13 protein-coding genes are annotated in these 17,254 nt (G+C 43.9%); 9 read left to right on the plus strand and 4 right to left on the minus strand.

The genetic code is table 11. From position 1 onward, the window contains the following. Nucleotides 1-111 precede the first annotated feature (111 nt). From HYN43_RS29655 to HYN43_RS29665, 3 genes are all read left to right on the plus strand, one after another. Nucleotides 112-2,541 carry an ABC transporter permease gene (locus tag HYN43_RS29655; protein WP_119407424.1) on the plus strand — a complete coding sequence of 810 codons (2,430 nt, stop codon included), beginning with the start codon at nucleotides 112-114 and terminating at the stop codon, nucleotides 2,539-2,541. Between the two features lie 124 nt (nucleotides 2,542-2,665). Beyond that, entirely contained in the window at nucleotides 2,666-5,026 is a 2,361-nt protein-coding gene (locus HYN43_RS29660) for an ABC transporter permease (protein ID WP_119407425.1), read from the plus strand. A 203-nt stretch (nucleotides 5,027-5,229) separates the two neighbouring features. Further along, on the plus strand, nucleotides 5,230-7,623 hold the full coding sequence (locus tag HYN43_RS29665; RefSeq protein WP_119407426.1) for an ABC transporter permease: 2,394 nt from the start codon (nucleotides 5,230-5,232) through the stop codon (nucleotides 7,621-7,623). A gap of 500 nt (nucleotides 7,624-8,123) precedes the next feature. Here HYN43_RS29665 and HYN43_RS29670 read toward each other — a convergent pair whose 3' ends face one another. Further along, nucleotides 8,124-8,534, minus strand: a complete 411-nt coding sequence (locus tag HYN43_RS29670) for a BrxA/BrxB family bacilliredoxin (protein ID WP_119407427.1) — start codon at nucleotides 8,532-8,534, stop codon at nucleotides 8,124-8,126. Between the two features lie 201 nt (nucleotides 8,535-8,735). Between HYN43_RS29670 and HYN43_RS29675 the strand changes: the two genes are divergently transcribed. The 5 genes from HYN43_RS29675 (at nucleotide 8,736) to HYN43_RS29695 (ending at nucleotide 12,406) form a co-directional block, all read left to right on the plus strand. Continuing rightward, complete coding sequence (locus HYN43_RS29675; RefSeq protein ID WP_119407428.1) at nucleotides 8,736-9,608, plus strand: M23 family metallopeptidase; 873 nt, start codon at nucleotides 8,736-8,738, stop codon at nucleotides 9,606-9,608. Between the two features lie 102 nt (nucleotides 9,609-9,710). Next, nucleotides 9,711-10,094 (plus strand): bactofilin family protein, encoded by a 384-nt coding sequence (locus HYN43_RS29680; protein WP_119407429.1) that lies wholly within the window; start codon nucleotides 9,711-9,713, stop codon nucleotides 10,092-10,094. 34 nt (nucleotides 10,095-10,128) lie between these two features. Further along, on the plus strand, nucleotides 10,129-10,362 hold the full coding sequence (locus tag HYN43_RS29685; RefSeq protein ID WP_119407430.1) for a UPF0175 family protein: 234 nt from the start codon (nucleotides 10,129-10,131) through the stop codon (nucleotides 10,360-10,362). A 308-nt stretch (nucleotides 10,363-10,670) separates the two neighbouring features. Next, nucleotides 10,671-11,987, plus strand: a complete 1,317-nt coding sequence (gene ahcY, locus HYN43_RS29690) for an adenosylhomocysteinase (protein ID WP_119407431.1) — start codon at nucleotides 10,671-10,673, stop codon at nucleotides 11,985-11,987. Between the two features lie 134 nt (nucleotides 11,988-12,121). Next, a complete protein-coding gene (locus HYN43_RS29695; protein ID WP_119407432.1) occupies nucleotides 12,122-12,406 on the plus strand; it encodes a hypothetical protein in 285 nt (94 codons plus the stop codon). Nucleotides 12,407-12,542: 136 nt separating this feature from the next. On the opposite strand, the gene HYN43_RS29700 is transcribed toward HYN43_RS29695, so the two are convergent. Then, on the minus strand, nucleotides 12,543-13,541 hold the full coding sequence (locus HYN43_RS29700; RefSeq protein ID WP_205589845.1) for a polysaccharide deacetylase family protein: 999 nt from the start codon (nucleotides 13,539-13,541) through the stop codon (nucleotides 12,543-12,545). Beyond that, nucleotides 13,522-14,061, minus strand: coding sequence for a hypothetical protein (locus tag HYN43_RS29705; RefSeq protein ID WP_119407433.1), 540 nt, complete (start codon nucleotides 14,059-14,061; stop codon nucleotides 13,522-13,524). The genes HYN43_RS29700 and HYN43_RS29705 overlap by 20 nt, the downstream gene beginning before the upstream one ends. Before the next feature lie 55 nt (nucleotides 14,062-14,116). On the opposite strand from HYN43_RS29705, the gene HYN43_RS29710 reads away from it, so the two are divergent. After that, nucleotides 14,117-14,848 carry a pyridoxine 5'-phosphate synthase gene (locus HYN43_RS29710; RefSeq protein ID WP_119407434.1) on the plus strand — a complete coding sequence of 244 codons (732 nt, stop codon included), beginning with the start codon at nucleotides 14,117-14,119 and terminating at the stop codon, nucleotides 14,846-14,848. Here the strand turns inward: HYN43_RS29710 and HYN43_RS29715 are convergent. After that, on the minus strand, nucleotides 14,831-17,194 hold the full coding sequence (locus tag HYN43_RS29715) for a T9SS type B sorting domain-containing protein (protein ID WP_119407435.1): 2,364 nt from the start codon (nucleotides 17,192-17,194) through the stop codon (nucleotides 14,831-14,833). The two genes, HYN43_RS29710 and HYN43_RS29715, sit on opposite strands and share 18 nt — an antisense overlap. Nucleotides 17,195-17,254: the final 60 nt, after the last annotated feature.

Below are 17,254 nucleotides of genomic sequence, written 5' to 3' on the forward strand. Positions count from 1 at the left end.
ATTAAAGAATTAACAGAATAGAATTGAAACAATCCTAAGCAATTCTGAAAATCCTAAAATTCTGTAAATTCTGATTCAGATAACATTAAAATCATATAAATCAAGGTTCAAATGCTTAAAAGTTATTTAAAAACAGCCTGGCGGTTTTTGTTAAAGAACAAAACATTCAGCCTCATTAACATTGTGGGCCTGGCCACAGGTACCTTATGCTGCCTGTATATTTTGCTTTATGTGCAGGATCAGTACAGTTATGATAAACAGCATAAAGATGTTAAAGATATTTACCGTATTACCACCACACTTGAGCTTACAGGCGATAAGCATGATGGCGCGGCCAGTTCGCCGCCTATTGCCCCGGCCATGAAAAATGATTTTGGCGAGGTTTTGCAATATACCCGTTTGGTAAATACCGATGGCTTTGGTGCAAAACAACATTTGCTGCGTTACAAGGAAAAATCATTTTATCAGCAGGATGCTGTTTATGTGGATTCGACCTTTTTCGATATGTTTAATTTTCATTTTGTTAGCGGTAATGCTAACAAAGCTTTGGCCGAACCTTATACCATTGTGTTGCTAAAACCGGTGGCTGATAAGCTTTTTGGCAGCGAGGATGCCGTGGGCAAAATGATCTCTATCGATAACTCCTTTGGCAAGCACGATTTTAAGGTGATGGGGGTTATTGACGAAAGTGCAGGCGAATCGCATATCAAAGCCAGCATATTTATGGCGATGAACAGCGGCGGCCTTGGCGACTATGTTCGGAAAAACACCGCCTGGGCGGGCAATAACTTTTTATACGCTTATGTAAAACTTCGCCCCAACACCAATGCTGCCGCTCTTGAAAAAAAGCTGCCTGAGTTTTTAAATAAATACGGTGCCGATCAGCTCAAAGCTATCGGAATGAAAAAAGCCCTGCATCTGCAACCGGTAACCAGTATCCATATCACACCGGGTCATGAACATGAGCTTACAAAAACGCTCGATCCGTCGTTTTTATACATCATGATTTTGGTGGCCGTATTGATCCAGGTGGTGGCTTGCATCAACTTCATGAATCTATCAACCGCCCGCGCGTCAAAACGCGCTAAAGAAGTAGGCGTACGTAAAGTAATAGGCGCAGATCAGGGCGATTTGATGAAGCAGTTTTTGGGCGAATCGTTCATGCTTACGTTAATAGGGGTAGCTGTGGCATTGCCATTATTGGTGGTGTTGCTTCCATATTTAAACCAGGTAACGCACAGCGACATCAGGTTGACTTTTTTTATCAATTATAAGCTTTGGGTAATGTTGGCAGGTATGGTACTGGTTACGGGTTTGGTAGCCGGTAGCTACCCTGCGTTTTACCTATCGGCATTTAAAGCTATTAAGGTTATTAAAGGCAATTTTACCAATCATATTTCGGCAGGGGGAATACGGAAAACACTGGTGGTTTTCCAGTTTTGGTTATCTATCATATTGATATCGGGTGTTATAATCATTTATAGTCAGCTCAATTTTGTAAAGAACAAAGACCTGGGTTTTGATCAGAACCAAAAGCTGATCTTTAATTTTTACACCGCCACCACGCAGGGTAAAATGAAGAATTTTGCCAACGATTTAAAAGGCCTGGCCGAGGTGAAAACCGTAAGCAATGCCGATAACTACCTGAGCCAGTTTGTACCGCACGATCATGGCGTTTACACAGCCGGTGGCAATATGGCAACCGCCACCGATGCGCAAAATATTAATACCGACGAGTTTTTTGCCAAAGCCAACGGCATTAAAATCATAGCCGGCAGGGATTTCAGGATAGGCGATAGCAGTCGCGTGCTTATTAACGAAACTTTATGTAAGCGTTTGGGCCTAAACCCGCAAACTGCTCCGGGAACAAGGCTTTATACCCAATACGCTCCCGATCCGGTAACGTTTGTTGAGGTGGCCGGTGTAATGAAAGATTTTAATTACAACTCGCTGCACATGCAGGTAAAACCCTTTATGCTGGTTTACCAAAAAGATCCGCAATATTTTAATGTGATGGTGGTATCGACCGATAGTAAAAACTATAAATCGCTGCTGGGCAAAATGGAATCGCTATGGCGTAAAGATGTTATAGATGCTCCTTTTGAATATTCGTTTTTAGATACCGAGGTACAAAAACAGTATGAAACCGAAGTTACCTTATCGCAAATTATCAACGCTTTCACAGTGATGGCCATCGTAATCTCGTGCCTGGGCTTATTCGGCCTCGCCGCCTTTAGCGCCGAGCAGCGCAGTAAAGAGATAGGTGTACGTAAGGTATTAGGTGCAAGTGTAACCGGTATAGTACAACTGTTATCAAAAGATTTTGTAAAGCTGGTTTTAATTGCCCTTGCTATAGCAACCCCGGTAGCCTGGTGGGCCATGAGCAAGTGGCTGCAGGCCTTTGAATACCGGGTAAATATAAGCTGGTGGATGTTTGCCCTGGCAGGTATGCTTGCTATGATCATTGCCCTGGTAACGGTAAGCAGCCAGGCTATTAAAGCGGCCAGGATGAACCCGGTGAAAAGCCTTAAAGCAGAATAATATCTGAATCAGAATTTACAGAATTTGAGAATTAGCAGAATAAAAAGGTAACGGCAACAAGTAATTCTGAAAATCTTAAAATTCTGTAAATTCTGATTCAGACAAATGACTTAATGAAACAATCATGATAAAGAATTACATTAAAATCGCGTTCCGCAATATGGTTAAAAATAAGGTGCATGCCTTTATTAACATCGCGGGTTTATCGGTAGGAATGGCGGTGGCTATGCTTATCGGGCTTTGGGTTTGGGATGAGTTATCGTTTGATAAATATCATAGTACCTATAACCGCGTGGGCCAGATTATGGTGAGCCAGAAGGGTACTGAAGATGTAGTAACTTTTCAATCAACGGTTGTTCCGCTTAGTGCTGATCTGCGTACCCGTTTTGCTGATGATTTTAAGCGCATTTCGCTGATTTGGCGCAGTACGCATATCCTGGCCGTTGGCGATAAAAAGATATCGCAAACAGGCAGCTGGGCCGAGGCGGATATGCCGGCCATGCTGGCGCTTAAAATGGTAAAAGGCAACTATACAGATTTTAAAGATCCGTCATCTATGATCATATCGCAGTCGGTAGCCAGATCACTTTTTGGTGATGCCGATCCGATCAACAAAACCATCAAGGCTGATAATAAAACCAACCTTAAAGTTATTGGGGTGTATGAAGACCTGCCACGAAATACTACGTTTTACGAAACGAAGTTTTTTATGCCGTTTTTTAATAAAGACAACTGGTGGAGCACGCAGACCGATAAATGGGATAATCACGGTTGCCAGATGTATGTTCAACTGGCCGATAACGCCGATTTTGATAAGGTTTCGGCAAAAATAGCACGGGTTACTGCGGCCCATTTCAAGGTTTACGACGAAACCATCCAGGTGCACCCCATGAGTAAATGGCATCTCTACAACGATTTTAAAAACAGGATAGCCGTAGGTGGCCGTATTGAAATGGTGTGGTTGTTTGGCATTATCGGTGTGTTTGTATTGCTGCTGGCCTGCATCAACTTCATGAACCTGAGCACCGCCCGCAGCGAGAAACGTGCTAAAGAAGTAGGCATCCGTAAATCTATCGGTTCGTTACGGTCGCAGTTGATTAAACAGTTTTTAAGCGAATCGGTATTGTTTGCCTGCCTGGCTTTGATGGTTACCTTCGGGATAGTTTTAATAGCGCTGCCTGGATTTAATCAAATTGCCGATAAGCAGATAGCTATGCCTTTTACCAATACCTGGTTTTGGGCGATGGCCTTAGGCTTCACCTTATTCACCGGAATCATTGCGGGTAGTTACCCGGCTTTCTATCTATCATCTTTCCAACCGGTAAAAGTGCTGAAAGGTACTTTTAAAGTTGGTCGTTTGGCATCGGTACCGCGCAAGGTGCTGGTGGTGGTGCAGTTTACAGTTTCGATTGTGCTGATTATCGGTACCATCATTGTTTTCAGGCAGATCCAGTATGCCAAAAACCGCCCGGTTGGCTATTCACGTGCTGGTTTGCTTACCGTGGAAATGAATACCCCCGAAATTTACGGACACTACGAAGCCATGCGCAACGACCTGATCCAGACCGGAGCTATTGAAGATATGGCCGAATCAAACAGTACCACCAATGCCATCTGGGCCCGTAACGGCGGGTTCGACTGGGAAGGCAAATCGCCAACCTTCGAGCCTACATTTGCATCCATTGCCGTAACCTATGATTTTGGCCACACCGTAGGCTGGAAAATAACGCAGGGCCGTGATTTTTCGAGAAGTTTCCCCACTGATACCGATGCGTTTATTATGAATGAATCGGCACTGAAACTAACCGGGCTTAAAAATCCGGTAGGTAAAATAATGAAATGGGGAGGTAAGCCGCATTTGGTTGTTGGCGTGGTTAAAGATATGATCATGGAATCACCATATGAAAAGCCGGTAGCTTCCATATTCCTGATGTCGCCGGGTTGGGTTAACTTTATTACTCTTAGGGTTAAACCAACCATAGCCATGCAGGAAGCTTTGAAAAAGATAGAGCCTGTATTTAAAAAATACAACCCCGGCAGCCCATTCGATTTTAAATTTAACGATGATGAATACGCGCACAAGTTTTCGGACGAGCAACGCATCGGCAACCTGGCCACTATCTTCGCCGTGCTGGCCATATTTATCTCATGTCTTGGTTTATTCGGCCTGGCCTCATTTATAGCTGAGCAGCGCATCAAAGAAATCGGCGTTCGTAAAGTGCTGGGTGCTTCGGTAGCCAACCTGTGGCGCCTGCTCTCAACCGAGTTTGTGGTACTGGTTACCATATCGCTGCTGATCGCTATACCTATGGCCTATTATTATATGAACAACTGGCTGCACCGCTACGAATACCGCTCAACCATAACCTGGTGGATTTTCGCGGCATCAGGCATAGGGGCAATAGTAATCACGTTGTTAACGGTTAGCTACCATGCTATAAAGGCGGCGCTGGCTAACCCGGTGAAGAATTTGAGGAGTGAATAGTGGTTAGAGGTTGGAGATTAGAGGTTAGGAGGATCGCAAATTTTTCTGAACCGGAATTTGTTGAATTAATGAATTAACAGAATGCCAAGCAAATTCGAAAAATTCTCCTAATTCGTTTAATTCGAGTTCAGACAAAAATGACTCAATGACCCAATGACGCGAAGCAAATGACTCAATGACACAAAGTAAAATGATATACCATCATGTTTAAAAATTATCTAACCGTTGCCTGGCGTAACCTTGTTAAGAACAAGGCGCATACGCTTATTAACATTACCGGCCTATCGGTTGGTATGGCGGTGGCCATGCTCATAGGCCTTTGGATTTGGGACGAGCTATCGTACGATAAAAATTTTGACAGTTACGACCGCATTGTGCAGGTATGGCAAAACCAAACCTTTAACGGTGTAACCGGTTCGCAAACAGCCATGCCCATACCGCTTGGCTACAAACTAAGACAGGATTATAAGCACGATTTTAAATACGTAGTGCTTTCATCCTGGAACTATGGCCACATTATGGCTTATGGTGATAAAAAGCTTACCAAAGAGGGCAGCTATATGCAGGCCGAAGCGCCTGATCTGCTCACTTTAAAAATGCTGAAGGGTACGCGCTCGGGTTTAACAGATCCATCTTCGGTTTTACTTTCGGCCTCGCTGGCAAAGGCTTTGTTTGGTGATGCCGACCCGATGCTGAAAACCATCAAAATTGATAACGTTTGGAATGTGAAGGTTACGGGTGTTTATGAGGATCTGCCCCATAACTCCGCCTTCCGCGAGCTGGGTTTTATCGCTCCCTGGGATTTGTATATGAACACCGCGCCATGGCTAAAACGTGCCGAAACACGTTGGGGTAACAACTCGTGGCAAATTTTCGCGCAGCTGAAACCGGGTATCGATGCGCAAAAAGTATCTGCAGAAATAAAAGATCTGAAACTGCATGCCATCAAAGCCCAGGGCGATGATGTGGGTGCAAGCTTTAAGCCCGCGGTGTTTTTGCATCCTATGAGCAAATGGCACCTGTACTCAAACTTTAAGGATGGCTTTAATGTTGGCGGCGATATTAAGTTTGTGTGGATGTTTGGCATTATCGGTGTGTTTGTACTGATGCTGGCTTGTATCAACTTCATGAACCTGAGCACCGCCCGCAGCGAGAAACGGGCTAAGGAAGTTGGCATCCGCAAAACGGTTGGCTCTTTACGCAGCCAGCTCATCAGCCAGTTTTTTATCGAGTCGGTTATATTGGCGGTGTTTGCATTTTTAATTTCGGTTTTGCTGGCTCAGCTTACCTTGTCGTGGTTTAACAGCGTTGCCGATAAAAACATGCATATCCTTTGGGGTAATGGTGTTTTTTGGCTGATGGGTTTTGGTTTTAGTATTATTACCGGGCTGATTGCAGGTAGTTATCCAGCCTTTTACCTCTCGTCGTTTCAGCCGGTGAAGGTATTGAAAGGCACTTTTAAAGCCGGGCGCTATGCCGCTGTGCCGCGCAAAATACTGGTTGTGGTACAGTTCGCGGTATCGGTTACGCTGATTATTGGTACACTCATCGTTTTCAGGCAGGTGCAATTCACCAAAAACCGGCCTATCGGTTATGAGCGCACGGGTTTGGTGCAGATAGATATGCGTACGGATGAGATCCATAAACATTTTGAAGCCGTTAGGAATGATTTGCTTAAATCGGGCGCTATAATTGAAATTGCCGAGTCGGGCAGTCCGCTTACCGATGTATATTCAAACAACAGCGGTTTAAACTGGCGCGGTAAACCGGCCGGTTTACAGGATGATTTTGCTACCATAAGCCTCAGCCCCGAGTTTGGTAAAGTTGCCCAGTGGAAATTAGTGGAAGGCCGTGATTTTGAACGTCACAACCTAAGCGATTCATCAAGTATGATTGTAAACGAAACCGCTGCCCGTTTCATGAATTTTAAACATGCCGTTGGCGAAACAGTAGATTGGGGTAAAAAATATAAGATTATCGGCGTGGTGCGGGATATGATCATGTCGTCACCTTACGAGCCGGTCAAATCATCCATATTTATTTTAGATAACGATGCGGGCGGCCTGGTGGATATCCGCCTTAACCCCAAAATGAGCGCGCATGATGCGCTGGCCCAAATAGAAACCGTTTACAAGCAATATGCCCCCGGCAGCCCCTTCGAGTATAAATTTACCGACGAAGAATACGCCCGCAAATTCACCAACGAAGAACGCATAGGCAAACTGGCAGGTTTCTTTACACTACTGGCTATCTTCATCAGTTGTATGGGGCTATTCGGCATGGCATCTTTTATGGCCGAACAACGTATCAAAGAGATTGGCGTACGTAAAGTATTAGGTGCGTCCGTATTCAGTTTATGGCAACTGATGTCGAAAGATTTTGTAGTGTTGGTTTCGATATCCCTGTTGATAGCCATACCAACCGCTTATTACTTTATGGATGGTTGGCTGCAGGAGTATAAATACCGGGCGGTGTTATCATGGTGGATTTTTGGTTTGACCGCTATTGGGGCTATTGCCATAACCCTGCTAACGGTAAGCTACCAGAGCATCAGGGCTGCAACCATGAACCCGGTGAAGAGTTTGAAGACGGAGTAGAGAGATTAGTGGTTGGGAAGAATTTCGGATTTGAGATTTTCGATTTCGGATTTTGTCTGAACTGATTTATAGAATTAATGAATGATCAGAATTTTAGAAAGGAACATTCTATAAATTCTAATAATTCCCCCAAATTCGGGTTCAGACAATATGAAGCAAGCAAAATATAACATACCGCCAACACGGTATTTAAAATTTGCACGTACTTTTACAACCAGGGATACAGAAGGAGTTTAAACAATAGAGGTGAAATGAGATTGTTATAAACTGCAAAAGCCGGAAGGCGAGCTTCCGGCTTTTGCCTTATCCCATTTAAGCTTAAAGCCGAATGCTGAAAGCTTAAAGCAGGAATGGTTCAAGATTATTATATAAAAGAAAAGAGCCAATGGAAATTCCATCGGCTCTTTTTGTATTCTTAGCTTTGGGCTTTAAGCCTTTTGCTTTCAGCTTTCCGCCCTATGCTTTCAGCTTTCTGCCTTCCGCTTTTAGCTCAAAAAAAATTAGCAGTATTGCTCAAATGCGTCAATCAGGTTATCGGCAATCATTTGTGCCGGGCGGCCTTCAATCTGGTAACGTTCAATCATATGTACCAGTTTGCCATCTTTAAACAAGGCCATTGCAGGCGACGACGGTGGATAAGGCAACATATAGTTACGGGCTACATCAACAGCTTCTTTCTCCATACCGGCAAAAACGGTTACCAGTTTATCAGGGTGTTTGCCATTGGCGGCAGCAATTTTTGCAGCAGGGCGCGCGTTGGCAGCAGCACAGCCACATACCGAGTTAACCATTACAAATACGGTACCTTCGCTTTCGATGGCGCTTTTTACAGCAGCAGCATCTTTCAATTCCTCAAAACCAACTTTAGTAAGGTCTTCCCGCATTGGGGCTACCAAATATTCAGGATACATCATGTTTTTTTAGCTTTTAAATAAAATCAGTGATACAAAAATAAGAAATGATAATTTGTTTACGTTTATAAAAGCTAATAATAACAATTGTTTGACGATTACCGTATTAAGCAATTTTGCTGATAACTTATTAACACACATTTAATATTGTTTTATTATCAGGAATTTATATCTTGCATACCCCAATCTATTTAAACTTTGATGAAACCAAAAACATCTGACATCAGTACCATTGTTATCATCAACAAAAATCAGCAGCAGGCAAAATCTTTACAAATTAAAACCAAGCATATTGAAAGGTTAAGGCACTACGCCCTGGGTGTATTTGCCGTTGTAGCCGCATTGAGTGGCCTGGTTTTTTACCTGCACAGCCAAAATAAAGAACAGGAAGAGCGCAATAAGCAATTGCAGGCGCAGATAGCCAAACTAAAAATTGCAGTACCGGCGGCAGTGGCAAATCCGGCAAATACGCAGCAGGGTTCGGCCCAATCATATATCCAATCTATCGAAACCAAGCTCAAAACCATTAACGATTATTTAAAACGCCGCGGACTGAAAGGTTTTGCCGTTAAAAGCACCGGCGGCAGCGGTAATAACGAAGCGGCCAAACTTCCGGATAGTGAAGCTTACAGTTTGTATGATGATTACCTGAAGCATTTAACCAGCACCATTGCTTTTACGCCGATGGGCTATCCGCGCATCAGTTCCTTTACATCGTTTTTTGGTTACCGCAGCGATCCGTTTAACTCAGAACATGCCGAATTTCATCCGGGTATTGATTTCCAGGGCCGCCGTGGCGATGAGGTAAAATGTACGGCCAGTGGTAAAGTTGTTTTTGCCGGATGGGCCGGTGGTTATGGTAACTGCGTGCGCATTCAGCATATCAATAATTTGGAAACTTTGTATGGTCACCTTTCAAAAATTGAGGTAAAAGTTGGCCAGAAGGTTACTGTTGGCGATGATATAGGTAAAGTAGGTTCAACCGGGCACTCAACTGGTACGCACCTGCACTACGAGGTACGTAAAGATGGTAAACCAATAAACCCTGTTAAATTTTTAACACTGAATAAATAAGTCGGGAGTCTTAAGTTCTGAGCCTTAAGTCGGACGTTTGCATTCGATTACAAAGGGATTTTACTTAAGACTATAGACTTAGAACTTACGACTTAAAAAAGCATGGCTATTTTTTCAAAAAAGGAGAAGGTTTCGCTCGACCTGCAAGCTATCTCGACCCTTATTAGCGAAGGCAGTGTTTTGGATGGAAATTTAAAAGCCCCGGCTTTTGCCCGTATCGACGGCCTGGTTAACGGTGATGTGACTGTCGATGAAGGCCTCATTCTCGGCGAAAAAGGCGAGGTTAAAGGCAATATCACCACTAAAGAGATTGTGGTTTACGGTAAAGTAACCGGCGATATCAATACCTCATCACTCGAAATAAGGGCTACAGGGCGCATTACCGGCAATATAAAAACACAAAACCTTTCGGTTGAAAACGGTGGGGTTTATAATGGTAACCTGAGCATGCAGCAAGGCGAGGCGCAGAAGCAGTTGCAGGCGTAGGGTTTTGTAACCGTTTGTTTGCTATCTTTATGATATGGCAAATATGATATTAAATGTACCGGAAACTCTTGCCCAAGAGCATGATGAAACAGTGCGTTTTATCGCTGCCAAATTATATGAAGCGGGGAAATTATCATTAGGCGAGGCCGCGGAAATGTGTAGTATCGATAAAATAGATTTTCCAGCGATATTGAACGAGTTTAAAGTAAATTATATCCAGTATAGTTACGAAGATATAATGGCAGAAATTGCCCCATCCAATACATGAGTGGGATACTGTTTGGTTTTTCTTTTGTTGATACATCGTCTTTAAAAGAAGTGGTGATTACGAGGCACCTACAGAGCCTTTTTCCTAACTATCCGTATTGCTATAAACACGTTACTCCTACGGAGTACTATAATTTGCGTTACCACACCCCATAGGGGTGCCGTATTTATAGCAATATTTCTTATCCGGGTTTCCGGCTCCATAGGAGCCCCGTGTGTTAAAAGCGATCTGCCTCACACGTTAAAACCAAACATTTCATTTTCACAAGGATATAAGTTAACTTTGCAGTCTCAAAAATAAAAATTGATATGTCATCAGTAGAAACTGCATTCGTTAAATACAAAGTAAAAGATCTGTCGCTGGCAGAGTGGGGACGTAAAGAGATTGAACTGGCTGAGGCTGAGATGCCTGGCTTAATGGCTTTACGTAAGGAATACGGCCCTACGCAGCCGCTTAAAGGCGCAAGGATTGCCGGCTGTTTACACATGACCATCCAAACCGCTGTATTAATTGAAACCCTTACAGCCCTTGGCGCCGAAGTTACCTGGTCTTCATGCAACATTTTCTCTACCCAGGATCATGCCGCCGCCGCTATCGCTGCTGCCGGTATCTCTGTTTATGCCTGGAAGGGTATGAATGCCGAAGAGTTTGACTGGTGCATTGAACAAACTTTATTTTTTGGCGAAGACCGCCAGCCGCTTAACATGATTCTTGACGATGGTGGCGATTTAACCAACATGGTACTGGATAAATACCCTGAACTTATTGGCAATATCAAGGGCTTATCTGAAGAAACCACTACCGGCGTACACCGTTTATACGAGCGCATGAAAGCAGGTACCCTGCCAATGCCGGCTATTAACGTGAACGACTCGGTTACCAAATCGAAATTTGATAACAAATACGGTTGCCGCGAATCACTGGTTGACGCTATCCGTCGCGCAACCGACGTAATGATGGCCGGTAAAGTAGCCGTAGTTTGCGGTTATGGCGACGTAGGTAAAGGTTCGGCCGATTCATTGCGCAACTCCGGCGTACGTGTTATCGTTACCGAGATCGACCCGATCTGTGCCCTGCAGGCTGCAATGGAAGGTTTTGAAGTTAAAAAATTAAGCACAGCCATTGCCGAGGCTGATATTGTTGTTACTGCTACCGGTAACAAAAACATCGTGCGTGAGCAACACTTCCGTGCTTTGAAAGATAAAGCTATCGTTTGTAACATCGGTCACTTTGATAACGAAATTGACATGGCCTGGTTAAACGGCGCTTATGGCGATACTAAAGTAGAGATCAAACCACAGGTTGATAAATATACCATTGAAGGTAAAGACGTTATTGTATTAGCCGAAGGCCGTTTGGTTAACTTAGGTTGTGCAACCGGTCACCCAAGCTTTGTAATGAGTAACTCGTTCACCAACCAAACTTTAGCCCAGTTGGAACTTTGGACTAACAGCGCTGCTTACAAAAACGAAGTTTATACCCTGCCAAAACACCTTGATGAGAAAGTAGCCCGTTTACACCTTGCCAAAATTGGTGTTGAACTGGAAGTACTGGATCAGGATCAGGCTGAATACATAGGCGTAACTGTTGATGGTCCGTTTAAACCGGAGTACTACCGTTATTAATCTTTTAGGTTAAAGGATAAAGGCGAAAGCTGAAAGGTTTTTGTTTGAAAGGCATGGTTTTTTTGACCCATGCCTTTTTTTATTTTGTCGATTTGATGTTTAAATTAGTTTGGATTTTATTTTATCAGTAAGATATGATTGTTGCAATCGTCATTATGCTTTTTGTATGCCTGGTGCTTTCGCGCTATGCATTGGCTGTGAATACGAAGTTTTGGAAGCTTTTGATGATCAACTTAGCTGTACTGATATTTTATAATGTAATTATTGGGGGATGTGTATTATTGTTTTGGCGGGGAGAGGAAGGAATAATTCCTGTTTTTTTTGATTTATTAATTACAGCGATACACTTATTGGTTTTGCTCGTTATGATCATAACTAATGCGGTAAAACGTCAAAAAAAAGGTAATCTGGTTAGTTGATTCAGTCTCATCTTGCATAAGTCTTGCGCCAAAGAGGCAAAAACTCATAAGGTATCCATGCGCGGCCGGCTGCACAAGACTTAAGCCAGGGGCCGCTGCAACTGCTATCCACAAACCCAAAACTGTCTACTCAAAATCACGGCGCTTCGCTAAATTCCTCATCCACGCTCTCCCGCAAATCATATAGCAGCCATTGTTTACCGGCTATTGATCGTGTTTTTGATTGGAGTAGTTTGATGAAATCATTAACCCCGACCGGCTCATTGCCATTGCCGTGTATTAATACAATACTGCCGTTTTGCGGTTGCTGCCCTTTAGCCAGCCAGGCATCGGTACCAACCGGGATCAAACCAAAATTGGTAACCTGGTATACCAGTTGCTGATCAGACACCAAACCCGGAAACCTGAAAAATACCGATGGCAGCAAGCCGTTTCGCAGCATAGCTTTCTCCGTCTCCAGTACCTCATAATTGATATCCGTTCCCGGTTCAAGCAAAAAGTTTTCTTTAAGCGGAGCCTTCAAACTTACCCGGTGATTGTAGGAGTGGTTGATCCAGGTGATATAAATTTCGTGGTTGGCCTGCATTTGTTTCAGCCAGGCCAGATCCTGCGGGTGCTGGCGCATCCAGATACCCGTTACCGAAAGTGCTATTGGTACCGGTCGCTCTACCTTTTTAAATTCGGTGAAGATATCGGTAAAAATGCGTTTATCTAAAGGCCGGTGCGAAGGGCAAAGATCGGCCGTGAGGCTGATACCGGTTTGTTTGGGGACACCACTTTCTATTCCCGCGTCCTGGATACTTATAGATTGTTTTTCGGCTTTGCTAAGGGCTTTAACATAAGGTGTACTTTTAAAAAAATCGCGCGCCTGCTCCATACTCATCGGCTTGATCTGGTAAAAGCTGCTTTCGTTTATTTTGGTCTCCAGCGTTTGCGGGTTTACCATCAGCAGGTAATTGCGACCTTCGTTATCAAAGCGGCGAAGGACCATCCAATCCTGCGGGTAGTTATGCGCCCAGCCGTAAAATGCTTTGTAGTTTTCTATTTTGCGGTAGATGGTTTGCGGAAAAGCATCACCGCAAAAAACTATCAGGATAAAAAGCAGGAGATATAATTTAGGCAGATGCTTGTTCATGGGTGTTAGTTTTCCAGTTTTTACCGGTTTGGGTACTGCTGATCACTAATATTAACATAAAAATAACTATAGGAATAAACATGTAGCTGTCAAAATGAAGATGTGCTACAGGTGTTTTTGGATATTCATGCCCGCCAAGTGCCGAAAGGGGAGGGTATATGGTCCACCCTTTGGCATTTGCATCCAACGTTTGCTCAAAAAGCAAAATCATCCGGTATATCTTTATCAGCATAATAATCAGCAAAAAATTGCTTGCTATTGTAATAACATTGACTGCTTTGTTTTTATAACGTTTAACAACAGCGCGGATAAAATAGATCAGCGTACTTAAAAGAGAAAAAGTACTCAATACCAACAGTTGCCCGGGAGACGCGGACATAACAAAATAAGTATCGTGCAGGTTGATATCAAGTGTCATATTACCATGAACTGCTCCGAATAATACCGGCCAGCAAAAAAACGAAAGCAGGTATATGGCAACAAGTATGGCCAATTCAATTATAATTTGTTTAGGTTTCATGCTCTAAAGTTAAATATATCGGACAATTTATTTAAATGATGCCTAACTTTGATGCATGACCCGTCTATCTGTCAATATCAATAAAATAGCCACTTTGCGTAACAGCCGCGGTGGTAATAACCCCGATCTGATCCAGGTTGCCAAAGATTGCGAACGTTTCGGTGCCCAGGGCATTACCGTGCATCCAAGGCCCGACGAGCGCCACATTCGTTACAACGACGTTTTCGAACTTAAAAAAATAGTTACCACCGAGTTTAATATAGAAGGCAATTGCCAGGAGCAAAAATTTATTGACCTGGTGCTGGCCAATAAACCCGAACAGGTTACGCTGGTGCCTGATGTGTTGGGCCAGATCACCTCAAATCACGGTTGGGATACCATCACCAACTATCATTATTTAAAAGATATGATAGCGGTGTTTAAAGAAGCCGGCATCCGGGTATCAATATTTGTTGATCCTATCCCCGCCATGGTTGAAGGCGCCGCCAAAACCGGTACCGACCGCGTTGAACTTTATACCGAAGGTTACGCCACGCACTTTCCGCAAGGTAAAGAACTGGCTATAGCACCTTACATTGAAGCCGCAAAGGTTGCACAGCAAGCCGGACTTGGCCTTAACGCCGGGCACGATTTGGATTTGCATAACCTTAAATATTTTGCCCAAAATATCCCCGGTTTATTAGAGGTTAGCATCGGCCATGCATTGGTTAGCGATGCTTTATACTACGGTTTAGAGAATACCATCCAGATGTACCTGCGCCAGCTTGTGCTAACGGATAATGCTTAAGTTACCCGAAAGAATGCCGCAGCTGCTGTTAAGGTTAATGATGTAATAATAGGTGCCGGATGGCAGTTCGTGGCCGTTTTGTGTGCCGTTAAACGGATGGTCGTAACCTTTCGAATCAAACACCAGTTGCCCGTAGCGGTTAAATATTTTAACGGTAGCCGCTATGTAATTTTCAATACCGGGGATCTGCCAGTAATCGTTTACACCATCGGCGTTTGGCGTTATGGTGTTAGCGATATATAAATTTGAAAGGCCAACACTTACATCAACCTTGCTGCGGGCACTTTCGCAACCATCGGTAACGCGGCTTATGTAGTAACTTCGCCCTGCGGTAACCGTAATTTTAAATTTTCCTGAAGGTTGTTCGGCCAGGGGCGTTGCAGCAGCTTCGGTATCGTACAATCGGTAAACCGAACCTTCAACCGGGTTGTTTACCGGGATAAAAGCAACACCGGGACTGCAAAGCTGAAAATTGCTTACCGTCGGCGGATCGATAACTATATCCTCGTTAGTTAAAGTAACAGGTCCGTAATTGGGTATGGTGCAATTATCAAGCATCACGCTGAGGGTGTAATCTCCGGCTGGTTGCCCGGAAAGGTTAATATCGTGACCAACAATAGTACCGGCGGCATTGGTCCAGGTTAGGGGAGGATTTCCGGTACTGTTACTGAGGTAAATTCCTGTAATACTGCCATTGTTATTACCACAGGTGGCATTAGTTTTTTTAAGGCCCGAAAGGTCAAAAGCCGGAGTTTCATCGGTTAGGGTAAAAGCATCCGTTTGGGCATAGCACGATCCGCTGCTGCATTTGGCATAATAAGTACCCGGCCCGGCATTTAAAGTTGGTCCGCTTCCGGCCAATTGGTTATTGCTGTCGTACCAGTTAATGGTGGTAACATTTTTTAGGTTTTTTAAAGTGATGGAGCCATTTTGTTTACCACAGGTGGGGCGCTTGATATCCACATCCTGCAGGTTTGATGATACCACAGGTTGAGTAAATTCGGACGAGTTATTATTTAGCGTGGCATTAGCAACCAGCTTAAGCGCACTTAAATTGCCTGTTATTTTCCAGTTACCTGCCGCATCGGCCATAACCGTCTGGAGGTATTGAACAGGGTTGCATACAGGGCAATCGGTATTGTCATTGTAAATATAAATTGCTGCACCAGGCGAGGCCGTTCCCGAAAATTCGGTATTGTTGTTAACCGCTACATGTATATCAGGTATAGCCGTTCCGTCCGAAATTTTGTAGGGTACTTTACTGCAGCTGATACTGTTTTTTTTGATGGTGATATTGGTTGAATGGATAGAGCTCATCGCTCCGCCATCATTGATAAAAGTATTTATTTCGGCCGGATTATCGCTCCCGACAAGTCCGTTGCTGCTATCGGTAATCGAAATAAGCGAGTTATCGCGCAGCGGGCTTTGCCTGTTGCCGGTAAAACTGAAATTATGAGCATCTATAAACAAAAATAACGATGCGCAAAAGTCATTGTTGCTCACCTTAAATCCGTTTCCCTGAAACCGGAATGTACTGGAAGCTCCCGGCGCGCGGCTGTCTTGCCCGTCAACATCGATAGAAAGCGAGTTGTTGATAAACTGATAGCTATCACCGTAAACTTCAATGTTTTTGGCGATATAGTTGCGTTCGCCAGGTGTTGATCCGCCTATAACAGAATTGTTGGCATTGATATAAATTGATGAACCGGATTCGTAAACCACTGTACCCGATTCGTCGTACGACAGGAAGTTGGAACTGATTTTTACATTTTCGTTATACCTGTTACCTGTTGCCAGATCCCGCACGCCATAAATGCTGTAAATATTATCGGCCAAAACATTCCCTTTTCCGGGAGCCCCGATGGTGATGTCTGAACTCTCGTAAACACCTATCGCCGTAAAAAAAAGCATGCCGTTAAAGTTTTTAAGCGAAGCATTAAACCCCTTGATTGCCAGGCCATAGATCTCCACTTTTTTAACCCCATCCAATATAAGTCCACCCGGCAAAATACCCGGCGAATCGAAATTAATATCGGCAATGAGGTTTACTTTTGCATCGCTCCGGCCCAGTTTGGTGCCGGGCTGCGTTGTACCATCAATAATTACATTCGAGCTTACGTTTGGAAGCTGGGTAAGCAGGATAATGGTGCGCGAGGCAAGATCTGTACCCGGAAGATTAAAATTGATCACGTCCTGGGTTGCATCACCATTAGCGGCAGCTTTGGTAAGCGCTTCGTGTAAGGTACCGGGCCCGCTATCGGCATTGCTGGTAACGGTAAAAACCGCCGGCCTTGCCTGCAGGCTATGCAATACTAACAAAGCAAACAGAAACAGCCTGTATTTCATGGACGTTTTTTGACGTAAATAAGTTTATAATTGATAGGAAAAGCTTGTTTTTTACCTGCC

It is taken from the genome of Mucilaginibacter celer (genome assembly GCF_003576455.2).
In the GTDB taxonomy this organism is placed as follows: domain Bacteria; phylum Bacteroidota; class Bacteroidia; order Sphingobacteriales; family Sphingobacteriaceae; genus Mucilaginibacter; species Mucilaginibacter celer.

Bases quoted from the DNA above. Each gene is read 5' to 3' on its own strand.
- HYN43_RS29665 (WP_119407426.1), top strand. From the start codon at position 5,230: ATGTTTAAAAATTATCTAACCGTTGCCTGGCGTAACCTTGTTAAGAAC.
- HYN43_RS29695 (WP_119407432.1), top strand. From the start codon at position 12,122: ATGATTGTTGCAATCGTCATTATGCTTTTTGTATGCCTGGTGCTTTCG.
- ahcY (WP_119407431.1), top strand. From the start codon at position 10,671: ATGTCATCAGTAGAAACTGCATTCGTTAAATACAAAGTAAAAGATCTG.
- HYN43_RS29680 (WP_119407429.1), top strand. From the start codon at position 9,711: ATGGCTATTTTTTCAAAAAAGGAGAAGGTTTCGCTCGACCTGCAAGCT.
- HYN43_RS29715 (WP_119407435.1), bottom strand. From the start codon at position 17,194: ATGAAATACAGGCTGTTTCTGTTTGCTTTGTTAGTATTGCATAGCCTG.
- HYN43_RS29685 (WP_119407430.1), top strand. From the start codon at position 10,129: ATGGCAAATATGATATTAAATGTACCGGAAACTCTTGCCCAAGAGCAT.
- HYN43_RS29675 (WP_119407428.1), top strand. From the start codon at position 8,736: ATGAAACCAAAAACATCTGACATCAGTACCATTGTTATCATCAACAAA.
- HYN43_RS29700 (WP_205589845.1), bottom strand. From the start codon at position 13,541: ATGAACAAGCATCTGCCTAAATTATATCTCCTGCTTTTTATCCTGATA.
- HYN43_RS29705 (WP_119407433.1), bottom strand. From the start codon at position 14,061: ATGAAACCTAAACAAATTATAATTGAATTGGCCATACTTGTTGCCATA.
- HYN43_RS29660 (WP_119407425.1), top strand. From the start codon at position 2,666: ATGATAAAGAATTACATTAAAATCGCGTTCCGCAATATGGTTAAAAAT.
- HYN43_RS29710 (WP_119407434.1), top strand. From the start codon at position 14,117: ATGACCCGTCTATCTGTCAATATCAATAAAATAGCCACTTTGCGTAAC.
- HYN43_RS29670 (WP_119407427.1), bottom strand. From the start codon at position 8,534: ATGTATCCTGAATATTTGGTAGCCCCAATGCGGGAAGACCTTACTAAA.
- HYN43_RS29655 (WP_119407424.1), top strand. From the start codon at position 112: ATGCTTAAAAGTTATTTAAAAACAGCCTGGCGGTTTTTGTTAAAGAAC.